We start from the raw sequence: 19,746 nt of genomic DNA on the forward strand, positions 1-19,746 counted from the left end.
TCGAATGAATAGTCATTCACATACCATATCGAGGTTTTATTCATGGCAAAAAAAACAGGTGAAAAATATCAGGCTATTATTGAAGCTGCAGTTAAGGTAATTGCCGAGCATGGCTACCATAACGCCCAAGTATCCAAAATTGCTAAGGAAGCGAATGTTGCTGATGGAACCATCTATCTCTATTTCAAAAATAAAGAAGATCTACTGATTTCCCTTTTTCATCAGAAAATGGGTGAGTGGATCATGGTTACCAAAGAGGCCATTGAGCAAGCGAAAACAGCCCCGGAAAAATTGTTAACTTTGATTCATACGCATTTCTACCATTTGTCGACGCACTTGAATTTTGCCTATGTGACACAGGTGGAAATGAGACAATCGAATCCGAGGATCCGCGAGGGAGTGCGCAGATCTGTAAAAAGTTATCTCAATTTAATAGATGAAGTCATAGAATTGGGAATGAAGGAAGGGGTATTTCGCTCAGACATCCAGCTCTTTACGATTCGCAAGATGGTTTTTGGCACCTTGGATGAAGCAGTTACGGCATGGTTAATGAATGATCGAAAGTATGAATTGATGAATCAAGTAATTCCCATACACACTCTTTTTATTAACGGATTGAAGGCGGACAAACAGTAGCTTTTAGCTTTTACGAGGGGGAAATACTGTGGATTTTAAAAATGTGAAGCTGTCTATTGAAGATCGAGTAGGCATTGTGATGATAGACCATCCACCTGCAAACGCTTTAAATGCAGATACCTTGAAAGGATTGTCCGATTGTATCGACTACATTCAGGAGAATCAAGAGATTAAAGTTGTGATCATTACTGGTTCCGGGCGATTTTTTATTGCTGGAGCAGATATCAAAGAATTCCCTTCCGCATACGGTAATGCAGCAAAAGGCAGAGCTTTTGCGGAAAACGGTCAACAGGTCTTTAATAAAATTGAGCAGTTGGGTAAGCCGGTTATCGCTGCGATTAATGGGGCAGCATTGGGTGGCGGATTTGAACTAGCGCTAAGCTGCCACCTGAGAATTGCATCAGATCAAGCGACATTAGGGCTGCCAGAACTAAAGCTGGGTTTGATCCCTGGTTTTGGCGGAACGCAGCGATTGGCGAGACTGACGAACAAGGCAAAAGCCTTGGAGCTTATTTTAACCAGTCAGTTCATAGATGGGAAGGAAGCTGAAAAACAAGGGATTGTGAATCTGTCTGTACCCCAGGAGGAATTGATGGTAACGGCTAGGCGCTATGCCGATATGATTGCTCAGGAAAAGAGTGCACCTTCTCTTGCGGCAGCGATCCAGGCTGTTTCAAAAGGGTTGGAAATGTCCTTAGAAGAAGGGCAGAAGCTCGAGGCGGAATTATTTGCCCAGATGTTTAATACAGAAGATGTCCAGGAAGGGGTTTCTGCTTTCATAGAAAAACGTAAAGCGGAATTTAAAGACAAATAACTAGAATTGAGGAGGAAAGAGAATGAACATTATAGTGGTGATGAAACAAACCTTCGATACAGAAGAGAAGGTTTCCATTCAGAATGGACAGATCGTTGAAGATGGAGTGGAATTTATTATAAATCCTTATGATGAATACGCGATCGAAGAGGCTATAAAGCTAAAAGAAGAGTTTGGCGGGGAAGTCACTGTTATGACGGTGGGACCATCACGCGCAGAAAATGCGTTGCGCACCGCGTTAGCCATGGGAGCTGACAAGGCGGTCATCGTTGACGACGAAGAATTATTTGGCGATGAATATACTATTTCGAAAGCTTTAGCCCATGTAATCAAGGATCGTGACTATGATATCATTCTGACCGGAAATACTTCGGTTGATAATGGAGCAGGTCAAGTTGGCCCCCGATTGGCCGAAGAACTGGGAATCGCGCATGTTGCTACGATTACCAAACTATCGATTGAAGGTGCAGTGGCTACATTAGTTAGAGATGTAGAAGGGGATACGGAAACAGTCGATGTAAAATTACCTTTGCTGGTTACAGCCCAACAGGGACTTAACGAGCCGCGGTATCCTTCTTTACCGGGAATCATGAAAGCGAAGAAAAAGCCAATGGAGCGGCTTAGTGCAGATGATTTGGAACTCGATCCGGAAACCATTAAGGCAAAAACAGCGATCGTGGAACAATATCTTCCTCCAAAAAAAGAAGCGGGACGAGTGTTGTCCGGGGAATTACAGGATCAAGTGAAGGAATTGGTACAACTTCTGCGTAATGAAGCGAAAGTAATCTAGAGAAAAGAGGGGGAGAATGAACATGGGCAGAAAAGTTCTTGTATTAGCAGAAACTCGCGATGGTGTTTTAAGAAATGTTTCTTTTGAAGCGTTATCAGCAGCGCAAAAAATTGCTGAAGGTGGAGAAATTGCAGCAGCTGTATTTGGTCAAGGTATTTCTGGGGTAGCTTCCCAACTGGCACAGTATGGGGCAAACCAAGTGTACCTTGTGGAAGATGAGAATCTAAAACAATATACGCCGGATGCTTTCACACAAGCCACGGTACAAATTTTGGCTAAGGTAGAACCAGACGTGATCCTGCTTGGGCATACTGCGATCGGTAAGGATCTAGCCCCTCGTGTAGCAGCGAAGCTTGGCCTGGGATTAATTTCCGATGCAACCGAACTTGCTTTGGATGGAGGAGAAATCATCTTCACCCGACCAATCTACTCTGGCAAGGCTTTCCAGAAGAAAAAGATCATCGATGGAAAGGTATTTGCAACGATCCGTCCGAATAATATCGCTCTTGTGGAAGCCGATCCTAGCCGCCAAGCAGAGGAAATTGCTTTCCCTGTAGAAATCAAGGATTTGCGGACCATTGTGAAAGAAGTAGCGCGGAAAGCCGTTGGAGGTGTTGACCTGTCCGAGGCGAAGATTGTCATTTCCGGAGGACGAGGTGTGAAAAGTAAGGAAGGTTTTGCACCGCTTCAGGAATTGGCCGATTTACTCGGGGGCGCTGTGGGCGCATCACGTGGTGCCTGTGATGCCGAGTATTGCGATTACTCCCTGCAAATTGGACAAACTGGAAAGGTTGTGACCCCGGATTTATATATTGCCTGCGGAATTTCCGGTGCGATACAGCATTTAGCCGGGATGTCGAGCTCCAAAGTCATTGTAGCCATTAATAAAGACCCTGAGGCCCCTATTTTCAGTGTGGCAGACTACGGAATAGTCGGTGATTTGTTCGAAGTTGTTCCCATGCTGACGGAAGAACTGAAACACATTCTGAAGTCTTAGGGAAGAGTACCTCTAGTGGCATTTTGAAGTGAAAAATGGTATACTTCCTTTTGTAAAGTAAGTAAGAGGAATGAAGGAGGAACAATAATGGCGATTGTAAATGTTACAGATAACGATTTTTCTCAAGTAGTTGAACAAAGCGGATCTGTTTTGGTCGATTTCTGGGCACCTTGGTGTGGACCTTGCAAGATGATTGCGCCTGTTCTAGAAGAGATCGATTCTGAAATTGGCGATAAACTAAAGATTACAAAATTAAATGTTGATGAAAACCCAGAAACTGCAAGCCGTTTTGGGGTAATGAGCATTCCTACATTGTTAGTGTTTAAGGACGGTCAAGTGGTTGATAAGATCGTTGGTTTCCAGCCGAAAGATGCGTTGGTTGGAACGTTAAATAAACATCTATAAGGAATTCGGGGGCCAGCCCCCCTTTTTTGGTCACTCTGAATTTAAGGGGAGAAATTACTTCTAATCCAGTAAAAGTTGCCTAACATAAGGCATTTTCTTGGTTTAGGAGTAAAAACTCCCCTTATTTCATGTGATTTAGCAACCTTTCACAGGGGAGTGGAACTTCTCCCCCCTATTTCATCTTCATCCAACTAGGTTTGCAGCCACGGGTCCCCCTCCCTCCACCAATCATCCCCTCTCCACCTCGCCAGCCAGTCTATGATAAAATACTCCTATGTACATCTTCTTTTTACGATAGAGGGAGAACGATAATGAATAATCTTAAAGAAAAATTAGCTCTTCTACCGGATAAACCTGGTTGCTATATTATGAAGAATAGTGAAGGGAAAATTATCTATGTAGGTAAAGCAAAGGTTTTAAAAAATAGAGTTAAATCTTATTTCACGGGTAGTCACGATGGGAAAACCCAACTATTAGTCAGTGAAATCACCGATTTTGAATATATTGTCACCAGGAGTAATGCGGAAGCGTTGCTTTTAGAATGCAATTTAATTAAACAACATCATCCTCGCTATAATGTTTTACTGAAGGATGATAAAACCTATCCTTATATCAAGATTACCAACGAGAACCATCCACGCTTGGAAGTCACACGGACTGTTGTGAAGGATGGTGGGAAGTATTTTGGACCGTACCCGCATGCAGGTGCGGCATCGCAAACAAAAAATTTGCTAGACAAGCTGTACCCACTTCGCAAATGCAAAAATATCCCGAAAAAGGTTTGTCTTTATTATCACTTAGAACAATGTGTGGCACCCTGTGAGTTTGATATTGACCCTTCGCAGTATAAGGAAATGATTGAAGTGATTCAGCGTTTTCTTAACGGAGGACACGGTGAAATCAAACAGCAGCTAGAGCAAAAGATGCTTGCTGCAGCTGAGCAATTGGATTTCGAAGCAGCTAAGGAATATCGAGATCAAATACAGGCGATTGAGGCATTAATGGTGAAGCAAAATGTGACTTTTACCGACCAGACCGACCGGGATATTATTGGATATCAAACGGATAAGGGGTGGATGTGTGTTCAAATCTTTCATATCCGCCAAGGAAAATGGATCGAACGAAATGTTTCCATGTTTCCTTTTTATGGGGAGGAAGTGGATGACTTTCTTTCCTATGTCACCCAATTTTATCTACAGAATCATCTGAAGCCAAAGGAAGTCCACCTGCCTGAAATAGATGAAAAAGATGTGGAGCTTATGGAACAGGTATTGGAAATGAAGGTTATCATACCAAAGCGTGGGGAAAAGAAAAAGCTGGTAGAAATGGCTGAGGAGAACGCAAGGATTGCACTTGTTGAGAAGTTTCAATTAATCGCAAGAGATGAGGAACGGACTACCCAAGCCGTGAAAAATTTAGGTGAGCTCTTAGGGATTGGATTTCCCAGACGCATTGAAGCGTTTGACAATTCCAATATTCAAGGGAAAAATCCCGTTTCGGCCATGGTTGTTTTCATCGATGGAAAACCAGATAAAAAAGAATACCGGAAATTTAATTTGAAAACAGTTGATGGTCCAGATGATTATGAATCCATGAGGGAGGTTGTACGTAGGAGATATACTAGAGCCCTGCAAGAAAAGCTGCAACTTCCCGATCTCATTGTTATTGATGGTGGAAAAGGGCAAATAGCCGCTGCGATTGATATATTGGAAAATGAATTAGGATTGTTCATTCCAGTATGTGGCTTGGCAAAAGACGAAAAGCATAAAACCTCTCAGCTATTAATGGGAGACCCCCCTGTCCTGGTTCAAATTCGGCATGATAGCCAGGAATTCTATCTACTACAACGGATCCAAGACGAGGTACACCGTTTTGCCATCACTTTTCATCGGCAAAGCCGAGGGAAATCCATGCTCTATTCTCAGTTGGACGATATTCCGGGGATTGGGCCGAAAAGAAAAAAACTGTTATTGAAACATTTTGGTTCATTAAAGAAGATACGCGAAGCAACCGTGGACGATTTTCGGAGTTTAGGAATTGGCGATAAATTGGCAAAGGAAATATTAAATAAATTACGAACAGAAGAAAGGTAAAGAGGGAAACCTGAACAACAGGCTCCCCTTTAATCCACAGCAATTTGAATTAAAGCAGACATTCCATTTTTTTGATCCATTTGAACAGTGGCAGCACAGTATCGCTTTAAAACATTCTCTGCTATACCTGCCATAAGTCCTGCTTCTAGGTGAAGTGTTTTTTCCAGTCTTTCTTTTCTTAAAAGATTATATCGGTTATGTGTCACTCGATAACATAAAAAAGAAGAAGATTGGCTGTCTAGTTGGACCTGTCCCAAATCAAGCTGTAGAAAAATATCTTCTATTTCTTCAATCACCTGAACAATAAGAGAATTTCCCAATTCTTTACCGACCCAATACAAGATATTTGTTTCGCTGTCTCCAAGGACAATTTCCAGTAATTTCTCTCTAAAAAAGAGGTAGCCTAACAAAGAGTTGGAAACATTCTCAGGAGGGAGTAGGATACTTTCTTTGAAAAGGGTAGATACTGCGAGACTTTGTCTCATAGTTTTTTGATCCTCCTTGGGCATTTTTTTTAGTCTATGATGGGATTTGCATAATTATGAAAACAATAACGAATTATCCCTCAGGATTCCTTGACGCTTCAATGATCGAGGAGTAAAATAGGTTTGGGTTTGTCACAAAATGTTCATCCCCTTTGGCTTCCAATGGAAGCTTTTATCTATGTGGGAATCTAAAAAGGGCCGGGGCGAGGGGGCATGCTATAAAGAATGGAATAGAAGGAAGATGGGGAGAAATAAGAGAAGCTATTATTTGAAGCAGAAAGAAAAGCTGTAAAATAGTGGGAGCTGTATTTCTGCAACTTGGACACTATGAAAGGGGGCCTATGGATGGCGACTGATCGTCATTTTTTTAACAGAAAACTTCACTCTTTATTGGGAGTAATCCCTGTAGGTGCATTTTTGCTTGTTCACCTTTACACGAACTACTTAGCTACGCTTGGCCGGGAGCGCTTTACGGAGCAGGTAGAATTTATGGAGACCATTCCATTTTTGATTATTGTTGAGATTTTATTTATCTTTTTACCGCTGTTATATCATGCAGTGTACGGACTTTATATTGCTTTCCAAGCCAAGCATAACGTAAATAATTACGGTTATTTCCGTAATATGATGTTTTTCTTACAACGGGTAACCGGTGTTATTACTCTTATCTTCGTTGTTTGGCATGTATGGCAAACCCGTATACAAATTGCGATAGGTTCCGTAGCACCAGAAGGGTTCTTTGATCTTATGGTGAATGTATTCAGCAGCGGAGCGATGGTTGCTTTCTATGTGATCGGTTTATTATCCGCTACATTCCACTTCAGCAACGGAATGTGGTCATTCCTAGTAAGTTGGGGAATTACCGTTGGGCCACGCGCACAGCGAATCTCCACTTATGTTTGGTTAGGCTTTTTTGTCATCCTTTCCTATATAGGTCTGATGGCCATGTTCGCTTTCATTAATCCAGTTTAAATGGCAAGCATCAAAGGGTAGGAGGAAACAATAAATGAGTAAAATCATCATCGTTGGTGGAGGACTTGCCGGTTTAATGGCTACCATTAAGTGTGCGGAAGCCGGCGTCGCTGTAGATTTATTTTCATTAGTACCAGTTAAAAGATCACACTCCGTATGTGCCCAAGGGGGGATTAACGGAGCAGTAAATACAAAAGGGGAAGGGGACTCTCCCTGGATCCACTTTGATGACACGATTTATGGTGGGGACTTCCTTGCCAATCAGCCTCCGGTAAAGGCAATGACTGATGCGGCACCTGGAATTATCTACATGTTTGATCGGATGGGTGTTATGTTTAACAGAACACCTGAAGGATTGATTGATTTCCGCCGTTTTGGTGGAACACAGCATCACCGGACAGCATTTGCTGGAGCGACAACAGGGCAACAACTTTTGTATGCCTTGGACGAACAGGTTCGCCGTCATGAAGTGAACGGATTGGTTACAAAGTATGAGCACTGGGAATTCACCTCCATCGTGCAGGACGATGAAGGGACTTGCCGTGGAATCGTGGCACAGAATCTTCGTTCGATGGAATTCAAATCATTCCCTGCTGATGCTGTTATTATGGCAACAGGTGGTCCTGGAATTATCTTCGGGAAATCTACAAACTCCATTATCAATACAGGTACAGCAGCTTCTGCCGTATATCAGCAAGGTGCAGCCTATGCCAACGGAGAATTCATTCAAATTCACCCAACAGCAATTCCAGGAGATGATAAGCTTCGCCTCATGAGTGAATCTGCACGTGGTGAAGGTGGGCGTGTTTGGACCTATAAGGATGGTAAGCCTTGGTACTTCCTAGAAGAAAAATATCCAGCGTACGGAAACCTGGTTCCTCGTGATATTGCAACACGGGAAATTTTCCATGTGTGCGTAGATATGAAGCTTGGGATTAACGGCGAAAACATGGTCTATTTGGACCTTTCTCATAAAGATCCACATGAATTGGATGTTAAACTTGGCGGAATCATCGAGATTTATGAGAAATTCATGGGTGAGGATCCGCATAAGGTTCCAATGAAAATCTTCCCAGCCGTTCACTATTCAATGGGGGGATTATGGGTTGATTACAATCAACAAACCAGCATCAAAGGTCTATTCGCCGCTGGCGAATGTGACTTCTCCCAGCACGGAGCAAACCGCTTAGGGGCTAACTCTTTATTATCTGCTGTATTCGGCGGTATGGTGGCAGGTCCGAATGCTGTAAAATATATGAAGGGCCTTCAAAAATCAAGCGCAGATATCTCCAGTACGGTTTATGAACAACAGGCTAAGAAGGAACAAGAGAAATATGATAACATCCTGAAGATGGATGGTACCGAGAATGCTTATGTACTTCATAAAGAGCTTGGTGAGTGGATGACCAAGAACATGACAGTTGTTCGTTACAATGATAAACTAAAACAGACGGATGAAAAGATCCAAGAGTTAATGCAAAGATATAAGAATATCAATGTTAACGATACGGCAAAATGGAGCAACCAGGCTGCATCCTTTACAAGACAATTGTGGAATATGTTTGAATTGGCCCGCGTGATGACGATCGGTGCCTTGAACCGTAATGAAAGCCGTGGAGCCCATTACAAACCTGATTTCCCGGAACGTAATGATAAAGATTTCATGAAAACAACAATGGCCAACTTCACACCAGAAGGACCTAAATTCCATTACGAAGATGTCGATGCATCGCTGATTCCTCCACGTGAGCGGAACTATGCCGTAAGTAATAAGGAGGCGAAGAAGTGATGGCTGAGCAAAAAACGGTAACATTTATTATTACAAGGCAGGATGGTCCGGATGCTACACCTTATAAAGAGGAATTTAAAATCCCGTACCGTCCAAATATGAACGTTATAAGTGCCTTGATGGAAATTCAGCGTAATCCACTTAACTCTACAGGGAAAAAAGTAGCCCCTGTAAACTGGGAATCGAACTGTTTAGAAGAAGTTTGTGGAGCTTGTTCAATGGTTATCAACGGGAAACCACGTCAAGCTTGTACCGCACTTATCGATAAACTAGAGCAACCGGTTCGTTTGGAACCGATGAGTACTTTCCCAGTTCAGCGGGACTTAATTGTTAATCGTCAACGCATGTTTGATGCGCTAAAACGTGTAAAAGCATGGATTCCTATTGACGGTACCCATGACTTGGGACCAGGACCACGGATGCCTGAAATAGATCGTCAATGGGCTTATGAATTATCCAAGTGTATGACTTGTGGCGTTTGTTTGGAAGCTTGTCCAAATGTAAATGATAAATCTCCTTTTATCGGACCTTTCGCCATTTCTCAAGTTCGTTTGTTTAATACACACCCAACCGGAAAAATGAATGCCGATGAGCGTTTAGAAGGGTTAATGGGTGAAGGTGGGATTACGGATTGCGGTAACTCGCAAAACTGTGTTCAGTCCTGTCCAAAAGGTATTCCTTTAACCACTTCCATTGCAGCTATGAACCGTGCAACAACCATCCATAGTATCAAGAAGTTCTTCCAAAGTTAATGATGATAACGGCCAATTCCAAAGGTGTTGCAATCGCCTTTTGGAATTGGTCTTTTTTTCTTTTCTGAGGGGAATGCTTAATAAAAAATGCGTATTAAAATGGAGGAACAGGTGTTTTTTCACGGAATTGATCTTAACTATTTGTTGAAACAGTACCCTATTTTATACCCGGATCGTAATCTGTCGACGAAAAGACAGGAACAGTTGAATGACCGTAATCATTTAATCCAGAAATTTGGATTTGAACCCATTCATTTATTGGAATCAAGCGATCAGTATTCAATGATAAGATGTTTGAAAGAGTGTATACAATTTGGAGAGTTGGTATTTGCCTTTAAAAGATTACATAGTCCCATCTGGCAAATTAGTCTCCATGAAATTGCAGTACCTGTGCTGGATGTGCGGAATTGCCATTTTATTTTTTTCCAGAAAAAAGAGTTAAAGAAAGAAATAGTTAAAAGGTTTCCGGATAAACCATTGTTTTTTTACAAATTCTGAAATTTCCCTTGTCGAATTTTGGATAAATCAAGTATAATGACAAAAAAGTGTAGTAAAGGAAGGTCCTTCAGATGGCTGAAAGTTACATCAATCCTTTTTTGGATTCTGCCCAGTTAGTAATCGAACAGGTTTGCAACGTGACACCTTCAAGAGGAGATCTTACGGTAAAAGATATTAAGCTGGAAGAGGACCACTTATGGATAAAGATTGGTGTCAATGGCCAATTGGAGGGCGATGTTATTTTTGGTCTCCATGAACAGGTAGCTCTAAAAATTATTTCCGCCATGATGGGCGGCTTTACGATTACAGAGATCGACGAAATAGGGAAAAGCGCAATTTCCGAACTTGGCAATATGATTTCTGGAAATGCAAGTGCAATCCTTTACAATCAAGGCATTAATATTGATATAACACCACCGATGCTTCTCGATCCCGCAGAACAGAACCATAGATTCGGAGAGGGATACTTTATCCCGTTAGATCTGGGGGAGATTGGTCAATTTCATATTCAAGTAGTAAAGTTGAAATAAAAGCACCAATTGAAGCTTTGTGAATATAATGTGGGCGTAGGCCCAATCCCGCTGGAGTCCGCACCGCCAACCATGCCCAGTCATACAATATTATGACTGTATCCTTAGCCTTGTTATCGAGCCCATAGCAAGGAGGGGTGGCATATTGAAGGGAAACGATCAGAAAGCGAAACCATTACTCACTAATCGAGAACGAGAAGTGTTCGAGCTATTGGTTCAAGATAAAACCACGAAAGAGATTGCAAAACAGCTATTTATCAGCGAGAAAACAGTACGCAATCACATCAGCAATGTCATGCAAAAGCTTGGGGTTAAAGGTAGAGCTCAAGCCGTTGTGGAACTGTTGAAATGTGGAGAACTACGTTTTCCCGAATAGTTTTCATCTTCAGTTGGTTTTTAGGACCATCGGCTGTGCAACTTGGTCTCAAACTAAGAGGGTATCCCAATGAAAATTGGGTACCCTCTTTTTCAATCCTATTCCTAATTTTATGCAGATTGTGGGCGTGCTATAATAATTGTACTGACAAACTCCGTGGAGGTCTTTTCACAGTGATAAAAATCAAACTAGTAGTTCCATGTGAGGGCTTTATCGAAAATGCTTTTGAAATTTTCAATGAATATATGCATCTTAATGAAATGGATCACCTTGACGATGAAGCGATAGTGTTTGAACTGGAGGAAGTGGTTGCCATTGGTGATGAAGTTATTAAACTGAAGTTGGATGCCGATGTTTTATTGTCGCGAGGGATTACTGCGCAGCTTTTAAAGGAAACTCAGTTTATTCCAGTAGTTGATATTCCGGTACAAGGGATCGATTTGATTCGATGTCTGTACGACTGCAAAATTCGTTTTGGAAAGAAAAAAGTGGCTGTCATTGGTTCGCTTAACATGATATACGGGGTAGAGGAACTGAGCGATATTGTTGGCTTGCCTATTCAGTCCTACATTATGAACGATAATGAGGAATCTGAACAATTGGTGGATCAAGCAGTAGATGACGGATGTGAAGTTATTTTAAGCGGAGTGAAAACGTGTGGCTATGCCCATTCAAGAGGACTTGCCAACCTTCTGATACGTACAGGAAAGGAATCTTTTTGTCAAGCCCTTAGCGAGGCGAAACGATTAGCGCTTGTCAGCCGACGAGAGCAAGAGAAGGCAAAACGTTATCAAACCATACTAGATCACGCCTACGAAGGGGTTATTGCCATTGATGGGAAAGGAAGAGTGACTGTCTTTAATACGGCTGCACAGCAAACGCTGTCCATCCCAGAACCTTTGTTAATAGGGAGGTCTGTTTACGATGTCTTGCCACAGGGGAAATTGCGAGCGATTTTGTTAAATACAGAGGATTATCACGAACATATTATTACATACCAGGCGATCCAGCTTGCCATTAAAAAAGTAGCAATATTTTTAAAGGGAAAAAAAGTAGGGAATATGGTTACCTTTCAAGATGTAACGGGTATTCAAGCGATGGAACGTAAGATACGGAAAAAAATCTATTTGCGGGGTCATATTGCGAAGCATACATTTGATGACATTTTGCATGTAAGCAGGAAGATTGGCGAGACGATCGAGACAGCAAAGCGTTATGGTGAAGTAGATTCAAATATTCTTATCATTGGCGAAACGGGAACAGGCAAAGAAATGTTTGCCCAGAGCATCCATAACCACAGCAATCGTAAATACGGCCCCTTCGTTGCCATCAATTGCGCCGCATTACCAGAAAATTTATTGGAGAGTGAATTGTTTGGTTATGTTGAAGGCGCCTTTACGGGGGCAATGAAAGGTGGGAAACAAGGTTTTTTTGAATTGGCCCACGGAGGTACGATATTTTTGGATGAAATCGGTGAAATTTCTCCCACATTGCAAAGCAGGCTTTTGCGTGTTCTGCAGGAAAGAGAAATTATGCGGATTGGTGATGATAAAGTAATTCCGGTCGATGTCCGGGTTCTGTCTGCAACCAATAAGGATCTGTTCCAAATGGTGAAAAAGGGGGATTTCCGTGAAGACCTATACTACCGACTCGACATCCTTCGATTAACCTTGCCGCCTTTGCGCGAACGTAGAGAAGATATACCTCTTTTAGTCGATGCATTTATCCACGAGAAGATGGCGGGACAAGCAGAGGTAACCATAACGGATGCAGCTAAAAGAAAATTAACTGCACACAACTGGGAAGGAAATATTCGTCATTTGAAAAATTTCTGTGAACGGTTGGTTGTCCTGAGTAATGGAAGGACAATTGATTTGATTGATGTGGAAAAATGGATCGGGCCTCATATACAAGAAGGAGATATTCCAATTAAAAGTGAAGGTGCCCTAGCGAGAGCGAATTACTCTGAGCGGGAACGAATCGTTCATGTACTGAGAAAATCCCATTTTAACAAAGGAAAAGCAGCCAATGAACTAGGAATCAGTCGGACAACTTTGTGGAGAAAAATTAGGGAGTTAAACATCGAAACGATTTAATGCACTTTGAAACAAAATAGTATTTTTGAAACAAAGTGTTTCAGATTAAGATAGAACTTCTCTTCTATAACCACCGCTAGGAAGACCTTGCCTGCGGATTGAGATTAGCCCTTCATAAGGGTAAGGTCATGAAGGGCTTTTTCCATTGAGATGTATCCACCGAAAACATACCTCTTGGCATACTTCTTGCTTTAGAAATATCTGAATAGGTAAATAACGGGTGGTGGTCAGAGTTTGAAATATTTTTCGGTCTTCCTTCCGATGCTCAACTCAGAAAAAAGCGATCGATTTCAAACACAGCATCTTGAGTTTCTCAGAAAGTTGAAATTGGAAGGCAGAGTTTACGCCCATGGACAATTTGTCGATGGAGCAGGGGAATTAGTCATCTATCAAGCAGATTCATACAAACAGGTTGAATCTTGCGTGAAAAGAGATCCATATGTGGTAGAACAAGCTAGAGACTACGAAATTCACGAGTGGGAAATGGTCATAGAAAACCAATAGGGGGCGAAATAGGATGAATAACATCGTAAAGCAAAAATTAATCAATGGTGAACCATGTTTGGGTGGATTTGTGGGGATCTATTCTCCGGCTCTTATCGAAATTATGGGGTATGCAGGTTTTGAATTTGTTGTAATTGATGATGAACATGGTGCATTTAGTTATTCTGAATTGGAAGATATGATTCGCACTGCGGAAAATGTGAATATGATTCCGATTGTTAGGGTTTCGTATGATCCTTCTAGTATTCAGAAGGCTTTAGACCGGGGGGCAAAAGGAATCCATGTGCCGATGGTGAATACAAAGGAGGATGCGGAGATGGTCGTGAAAAAAGCCAAGTTTCCTCCGATCGGTCAAAGAGGGACCGCCTATTCCATTCGTGCCGCTCGGTTCGGCAAAGATTCCGGAAAAGCCTATCTTGATGCAGCTAACGAGGATGTGTTAATCCTTGCACATATTGAAACGATGGAAGCTGCAGAAAACTTTGAAGAAATTATGAGTGTTCCTGGGATCGATGTGGCTTTCCTTGGGCCAACGGATTTATCTGTAAGTATGGGATACACAGTTGAAGGTGCAAAGCATCCCGAGGTACAAAGGGTATTAACTGACTTGTACGAAAAGGGAAGAAAGATGGGAGTTCCAGTTGGGACGTTATCCGGAAACACCGAGTCCTCTATTCATGAATTTAAAAGAGGTGCGACATACGTTGCTGTAGCTGCGACAACCGTGATGTCACAAACCTTTTCCCAGTTGGTTCGTATGACAAAAGAAAACATCTAAAAATAGTTTAATTTGAGAGGAGAGAGTTGTAATGGGTGTTCATACATTGAAAAATTTTGTAGGTGGGGAGTGGGTGACCTCAACATCAGGAAGGGCAGAACCAGTACCTAATCCGGCAACAGGTGACATTCTGGCTTATGTCCCGTTATCCAATCGCGAAGACTTGGATCAAGCCGTATCAATAGCGAAAGAAGCTTTCAAAACCTGGAGCAAAACAGCGGTTCCCCGCCGAGCAAGGATTCTCTTTCGATATCAGCAGCTATTGGTTGAAAATTGGGAGGAGTTAGCTCGTCTAGTTACTTTGGAAAATGGAAAAAGCTATGGTGAAGCTTATGGAGAGGTACAGCGCGGAATTGAATGTGTTGAATTCGCAGCTGGTGCACCAACCCTTATGATGGGTAAACAGCTTCCTGATATCGCAACCAATCTTGAATCCGGGATGTACCGCTATCCGATCGGAGTGGTCGGAGGCATTACTCCTTTTAACTTCCCGATGATGGTACCCTGCTGGATGTACCCGTTGGCGATTGCTTGCGGAAATACATTTGTTCTAAAACCTTCGGAGCGCACACCGCTGCTCGCCAATCGACTGGCTGAGCTGTTTAAAGAAGCCGGTCTTCCGGACGGGGTCCTAAACATTGTTCACGGTGGGAAGGATATCGTAAATGGCTTATTGGAGCATTCTGATGTCAAGGCGATTTCCTTCGTCGGTTCGCAACCTGTTGCCGAATATGTGTACAAAACAGCAGCCAACCACGGGAAACGCGTACAAGCATTAGCAGGCGCAAAAAATCACTCCATTGTCATGCCTGATGCGGATTTGGATTTAGCTATAAATCAAATCATCAATGCGGCCTTTGGTTCGGCCGGGGAAAGATGTATGGCTGCATCTGTAATTGTTGCGGTTGGAGGGGTGGCTGAACCTTTCTTGGAAAAATTGGTTCAAGCGGCAGATGAAATCAAAATCGGAAATGGACTTGAAGAAGGTGTGTTTTTGGGCCCGGTGATTCGTGAGTCACATAAAGAGAAAACCCTTAAATATATTGAGATTGGGGCAGAGGAAGGGGCTAGCCTTGTCCGCGATGGACGAAAGGATGTAATCGAAGACAAAGAGGGCTATTTTGTCGGGCCGACGATTTTCGATCATGTGAAAACAAACATGAAGATTTGGCAGGATGAGATCTTTGCCCCCGTTTTATCAATTGTCCGAGTGGATACATTGGATGAGGCCATAGAGCTAACCAACCAGTCGGAATTTGCCAACGGAGCCTGTATTTATACCAAAGATGGGGGCAATGTACGCAAATTCCGCGATGAAATCGATGCAGGAATGCTGGGCGTAAACTTGGGTGTGCCTGCTCCTATGGCTTTCTTCCCGTTCTCTGGCTGGAAGAACTCCTTCTATGGGGATCTTCATGCCAATGGTTCAGATGGAGTGGAGTTTTATACACGTAAAAAGATGATAACGACGCGCTGGTAATGAGAAAGAGGTGTCCATTTGGGCACCCCTTTTCATTTTTAGCCTGGCTTAGCCCCGCTAAATCTAAAAAATCACAAAGCCGATTCCAATGTGCTATAATGGGATGTAATTTTTTTAGAAAGGTTGGGCTTCGCGTGGCTGGATCATCATTTCTCAAAGGAGCCCTGATCCTTAGTGCAGCTGCCTTCATTTCCAAGCTGTTGGGGGTTTTTTATGTGATCCCTCTTAAACATCTTGCTGGGGATGAAGGACTTGCTCTGTATCAGGCTGTTTTTCCTATTTATAATACACTACTAATTTTGTCTGTATCGGGTATCCCGATTGCTCTATCGAAATTGATCTCTGAAAAAGTTTCATCAGGTCAGCGGGGTGAGGTCGCTCCAATTACAAGATCGGCAATTAGAAGTATGATTGTTGTGGCCTTACTAGGATTTGCCGTTCTATTCATGGGTTCAAAAACGATTGCCCTTTGGATCGGAGACCTCAGAACGACATTATCCATTCAGGCGATTGCCTATGCCATGCTGCTCGTCCCGTTTGTCGCGGTTCTGCGTGGATATTTTTACGGGTTTCAGTTAATGCAGCTATCCGCCGTTTCCCAAGTGATTGAGCAATTTGCCAGGGTATTCACTATGATCTTTCTGGTTTATTGGTTTCTAAAATCCGGGAAAACAATGGAAGTTATTGCCTCTGGAGCAGCTTTCAGCAGTGTAGCAGGTGTTTCAGTGGCTTTTCTAATTCTGGTTGTTGGTTATCTACGGCATCGAACAATCGGATCAGCACAAACACTGGAACACAGTGGATATATCAAGAAAATCCTGGCGATTGCCATTCCTGTAAGTCTGAGTACGCTAATGATCCCTGTTTTGGGGATGGTCGACTCATTAACGATCATTAATATGTTGAAGACATCTGGCGAGATGGCTGCTCAGGCAACCAAGGAATTTGGTGTCTATAGCCGTGGGGTGCCAATTGTACAATTTGCCGCCTTCTATGCAACAGGTCTTTCTGTAGCAGTCGTTCCAGCCTTATCCTCAGCGCGCACAAACGCTGAAAAGGATACCCAAATTCGCAATACGCTAAAAATTTCCCTGCTCATCGGAATTCCTGCCAGTATCGGGATGATGCTTATTGCTCAACCATTAAATGTGTTGTTTTACGGAGATGGCCAAGGCAGCAATGCCCTTGCGGTATTAGCTGTTTCGACGTTATTTTTGTCGCTTGCAGTTAGTGCTTCGGGGATTTTGCAAGGGTTAGGAAAAGCAAGCTGGCCTGCGATTTTCTTAGCAGTGGGGATAGTGCTCAAAGTGGTGTTCAACCTATGGCTAACACCGATATACGGGATCTTGGGGGCCGCTTATTCAACGGTCATTACTTATGCCCTCATAGCCCTGGTAAGCATATGGACTATTCGCTATTTTCATCCAAGCCTTCGTTTGCTTTCCGCCAAGGAAATCGCCCGGTGGATTCTTCCATCCCTGTTGATGGGAGGAATATTGATACTGTGCAATTACGGGAATTTAACAGCATCCACCTCACACACAAGAGGTGCTGCTCTGTATTCGTTAAGCATAACGATTGGCATCGGGATCATTAGCTATGTGATTGGCCTCATGCTCTTTCGGGTCATCACCAAGAAAGACTTTCAGCAGATCTTACAGCGTTTCATGAAAAAACGCTAAAAAGGGTAGAGTTTTCTTTCCACCTGAATAGGATATAGCAGCATACTAAAAGAGAGATGAGACAACTTGAAAAATCATATAGGTGTGATAGATTCCGGAGTAGGCGGATTAACCGTGGCAAAAGAAATCATGCGGCAGTTGCCCAGGGAATCTATTTATTATTTTGGTGATACTGCCCGCTGTCCATATGGGCCAAGACCAAAAGAAGAAGTGAAGGCTTATACGCTCCAGATGATTCGTTTTTTGGACCAATTTCATTTGAAGGCACTTGTTATTGCATGTAATACGGCAACCGCGGTCGTGTTGAAGGAAATTGAACAGGAATCTCCGATTCCAGTGATCGGAGTGATTGACCCGGGGGCCAGAGCAGCATTAAAAGAAACAAAGACGGGAAAAGTAGGGGTTATTGGGACCATCGGGACGATTCGCAGTGGGGCCTATGAGAAGGCCTTAAACCGGTTGAACCCCAAGGCAGAAGTCTATAGTCTTGCCTGTCCCAAACTTGTTCCGTTGGTAGAATCCGGGATCCATGATAAGGAATATGCTTTTCGAATTGTTCAGGAGTCCTTGCAGCCGTTACAGGATTTACCGATTGATACGCTAATCCTTGGCTGTACACATTACCCATTTTTAACAGACATTATAGGGAAAGTGTTAGGAGAACGGGTCAAATTAATTAGTTCAGCAGAAGAAACGGCGCTTGAACTAAGTACTGTACTTTATTATCGTGGTCTGCTAAGGGAAAGAGAAGGCAATGAAAAACCAAAGCATAAACTTTTTGTCAGCGGAGATCCCACAGTGATGGATGAAATGGCCTCCACTTTCATTACTGATAGTTACCGAATTTTTCAAGCGGATCTTGGAAACTAGCTAAAAAAGAAAAGTTGTACATTTTTTGGGACAAAAAGTTAGTATAAAACTCCTCAAGGCTCGTATACATAGTATTACAAAACACCTTGAGGAGGGAAACACATGTCTCGGAAATATGTAGCAATGTCTACAGCGTTATCTACTGTCATTCTTTTATCTGGTTGCGGTCTCTTTGGTCCGGAGGAATCGTCAAGCCCGCAGCAAATTGACCCGCCACAAATGTCACAGAGCAAACCTTTAGGTCCAAGCAAAGAAGTGACGATTGAAGTGACCCCTGAGGAAGGGACAGAAAAAGAAATGGCAGCGGTGGAGCAAAGTGTTACAAGGCCAGTTTATGCTCTAGACCCTGACGGGTACGTTGTTCCACTTTCTTTAAGCCTGCCGAAGTCAGCAGAACCAGCAACCCAAATGCTTACTTACATGGTGAAAGGCGGCCCGGTTGAATCTATGCTTCCCGAAGGATTCAACGCTGTACTCCCAGAAGGAACAAAAATCCTTGGAATGACAATTAAAGAAGGTGTAGCAACCGTAGACTTCTCGCCTGAATTTGGCAAATATGATCCGAAGGATGAGAGAAAAATTGTGGATGCATTAACCTTTGCCTTGACTAGTTTTAATACAATCAAAGAGGTCAATGTATGGATCAATGGGTACCCGCAGGATGTTATGCCGGTAAATGGCACCCCCATTTCCTCATTAACACGTGAGAATGGGATTAATCTAGAATTGACAAATAATGTAACGATGGGTGAAACCACACCGGTTACTTTATACTTCCAGGGTGAAAGTGCAGATAGTACAAACTATTATGTGCCTGTTACTAGGCTCATCCCACGTTCCGAGGATCCTGCACTGGCAACAGTGGAAGAGTTGATTAAGGGGCCAAAACAAGGTACAAATCTTTTCCCAGTGATGCTTCCAACGACGAAGATCCTTGGAGTGCAAGTTGAAAATGGGGTAGCGGTCGTTAACTTTGATGATAAGCTTTTAAGCTTTAACGATGGCAAGGCCAATCCGGCTGCACTGGATTCCGTTTTGTTATCCCTAACTGAAAATACGGGAGCTGGCAAGGTTCAATTTATGGTCAATGGAAAAGCGAATGTTACAGCTGGTGATAAGGACTTTAGCAAGCCTGTATCGCGCCCAGACTATGTAAATCCAAGCAAGCTATGAGGTGGGAGGTGAAAAACACCTCTTTT

20 protein-coding genes are annotated in these 19,746 nt (G+C 42.8%); 19 read left to right on the top strand and 1 reads right to left on the bottom strand.

The window, feature by feature from the left end; all coding sequences use genetic code 11:
* The first annotated feature begins 42 nt into the window (after window positions 1-42).
* From J2Z37_RS01680 to uvrC, 6 genes are all read left to right on the top strand, one after another.
* Complete coding sequence (locus J2Z37_RS01680) at window positions 43-636, top strand: fatty acid metabolism transcriptional regulator FadR (RefSeq protein ID WP_209808282.1); 594 nt, start codon at window positions 43-45, stop codon at window positions 634-636.
* A gap of 28 nt (window positions 637-664) precedes the next feature.
* Window positions 665-1,450, top strand: coding sequence for an enoyl-CoA hydratase-related protein (locus tag J2Z37_RS01685; RefSeq protein WP_209808285.1), 786 nt, complete (start codon window positions 665-667; stop codon window positions 1,448-1,450).
* Between the two features lie 22 nt (window positions 1,451-1,472).
* Window positions 1,473-2,240 (top strand): electron transfer flavoprotein subunit beta/FixA family protein, encoded by a 768-nt coding sequence (locus J2Z37_RS01690; RefSeq protein ID WP_209808287.1) that lies wholly within the window; start codon window positions 1,473-1,475, stop codon window positions 2,238-2,240.
* A gap of 22 nt (window positions 2,241-2,262) precedes the next feature.
* Window positions 2,263-3,237, top strand: a complete 975-nt coding sequence (locus tag J2Z37_RS01695; protein WP_209808289.1) for an electron transfer flavoprotein subunit alpha/FixB family protein — start codon at window positions 2,263-2,265, stop codon at window positions 3,235-3,237.
* A gap of 87 nt (window positions 3,238-3,324) precedes the next feature.
* Window positions 3,325-3,642, top strand: a complete 318-nt coding sequence (gene trxA / locus J2Z37_RS01700; RefSeq protein WP_209808291.1) for a thioredoxin — start codon at window positions 3,325-3,327, stop codon at window positions 3,640-3,642.
* Window positions 3,643-3,953: 311 nt separating this feature from the next.
* Window positions 3,954-5,735, top strand: coding sequence for an excinuclease ABC subunit UvrC (uvrC, locus tag J2Z37_RS01705; RefSeq protein WP_245203477.1), 1,782 nt, complete (start codon window positions 3,954-3,956; stop codon window positions 5,733-5,735).
* 29 nt (window positions 5,736-5,764) lie between these two features.
* On the opposite strand, the gene J2Z37_RS01710 is transcribed toward uvrC, so the two are convergent.
* Window positions 5,765-6,220, bottom strand: a complete 456-nt coding sequence (locus J2Z37_RS01710; RefSeq protein WP_209808293.1) for a DUF2507 domain-containing protein — start codon at window positions 6,218-6,220, stop codon at window positions 5,765-5,767.
* Between the two features lie 345 nt (window positions 6,221-6,565).
* Between J2Z37_RS01710 and J2Z37_RS01715 the strand changes: the two genes are divergently transcribed.
* From J2Z37_RS01715 to J2Z37_RS01775, 13 genes are all read left to right on the top strand, one after another.
* Window positions 6,566-7,192, top strand: a complete 627-nt coding sequence (locus J2Z37_RS01715) for a succinate dehydrogenase cytochrome b558 subunit (RefSeq protein WP_209808295.1) — start codon at window positions 6,566-6,568, stop codon at window positions 7,190-7,192.
* A 34-nt stretch (window positions 7,193-7,226) separates the two neighbouring features.
* Window positions 7,227-8,981 carry a succinate dehydrogenase flavoprotein subunit gene (gene sdhA, locus J2Z37_RS01720; protein ID WP_209808297.1) on the top strand — a complete coding sequence of 585 codons (1,755 nt, stop codon included), beginning with the start codon at window positions 7,227-7,229 and terminating at the stop codon, window positions 8,979-8,981.
* The gene (gene sdhB, locus J2Z37_RS01725) at window positions 8,981-9,733 is read left to right on the top strand and encodes a succinate dehydrogenase iron-sulfur subunit (protein ID WP_209808299.1); all 753 of its coding nucleotides are present in this window, start codon (window positions 8,981-8,983) and stop codon (window positions 9,731-9,733) included. Before sdhA ends, sdhB begins: the two co-directional genes overlap by 1 nt.
* Before the next feature lie 87 nt (window positions 9,734-9,820).
* On the top strand, window positions 9,821-10,231 hold the full coding sequence (locus J2Z37_RS01730; protein WP_245203478.1) for a hypothetical protein: 411 nt from the start codon (window positions 9,821-9,823) through the stop codon (window positions 10,229-10,231).
* A gap of 71 nt (window positions 10,232-10,302) precedes the next feature.
* Window positions 10,303-10,761 carry a chemotaxis protein CheX gene (locus J2Z37_RS01735; protein WP_209808301.1) on the top strand — a complete coding sequence of 153 codons (459 nt, stop codon included), beginning with the start codon at window positions 10,303-10,305 and terminating at the stop codon, window positions 10,759-10,761.
* Between the two features lie 145 nt (window positions 10,762-10,906).
* On the top strand, window positions 10,907-11,137 hold the full coding sequence (locus tag J2Z37_RS01740; RefSeq protein WP_209808303.1) for a helix-turn-helix domain-containing protein: 231 nt from the start codon (window positions 10,907-10,909) through the stop codon (window positions 11,135-11,137).
* Window positions 11,138-11,310: 173 nt separating this feature from the next.
* A complete protein-coding gene (locus tag J2Z37_RS01745; RefSeq protein ID WP_209808304.1) occupies window positions 11,311-13,233 on the top strand; it encodes a sigma 54-interacting transcriptional regulator in 1,923 nt (640 codons plus the stop codon).
* 261 nt (window positions 13,234-13,494) lie between these two features.
* Window positions 13,495-13,737, top strand: coding sequence for a YciI family protein (locus tag J2Z37_RS01750; RefSeq protein WP_342453763.1), 243 nt, complete (start codon window positions 13,495-13,497; stop codon window positions 13,735-13,737).
* A gap of 13 nt (window positions 13,738-13,750) precedes the next feature.
* Window positions 13,751-14,515, top strand: a complete 765-nt coding sequence (locus J2Z37_RS01755; RefSeq protein WP_209808306.1) for an HpcH/HpaI aldolase family protein — start codon at window positions 13,751-13,753, stop codon at window positions 14,513-14,515.
* Window positions 14,516-14,546: 31 nt separating this feature from the next.
* Window positions 14,547-15,995, top strand: coding sequence for a CoA-acylating methylmalonate-semialdehyde dehydrogenase (locus tag J2Z37_RS01760; RefSeq protein WP_209808307.1), 1,449 nt, complete (start codon window positions 14,547-14,549; stop codon window positions 15,993-15,995).
* A 134-nt stretch (window positions 15,996-16,129) separates the two neighbouring features.
* Complete coding sequence (locus J2Z37_RS01765; RefSeq protein ID WP_209808308.1) at window positions 16,130-17,677, top strand: putative polysaccharide biosynthesis protein; 1,548 nt, start codon at window positions 16,130-16,132, stop codon at window positions 17,675-17,677.
* Window positions 17,678-17,743: 66 nt separating this feature from the next.
* Entirely contained in the window at window positions 17,744-18,547 is an 804-nt protein-coding gene (gene racE, locus J2Z37_RS01770; protein ID WP_209808309.1) for a glutamate racemase, read from the top strand.
* Window positions 18,548-18,649: 102 nt separating this feature from the next.
* Window positions 18,650-19,720: a GerMN domain-containing protein gene (locus J2Z37_RS01775; RefSeq protein WP_209808311.1), complete on the top strand. Its 1,071-nt coding sequence runs from the start codon at window positions 18,650-18,652 to the stop codon at window positions 19,718-19,720.
* The last annotated feature ends 26 nt before the right edge of the window (window positions 19,721-19,746 follow it).

Source organism: Ammoniphilus resinae, assembly GCF_017873965.1.
Lineage (GTDB): Bacteria > Bacillota > Bacilli > Aneurinibacillales > RAOX-1 > Ammoniphilus_A > Ammoniphilus_A resinae.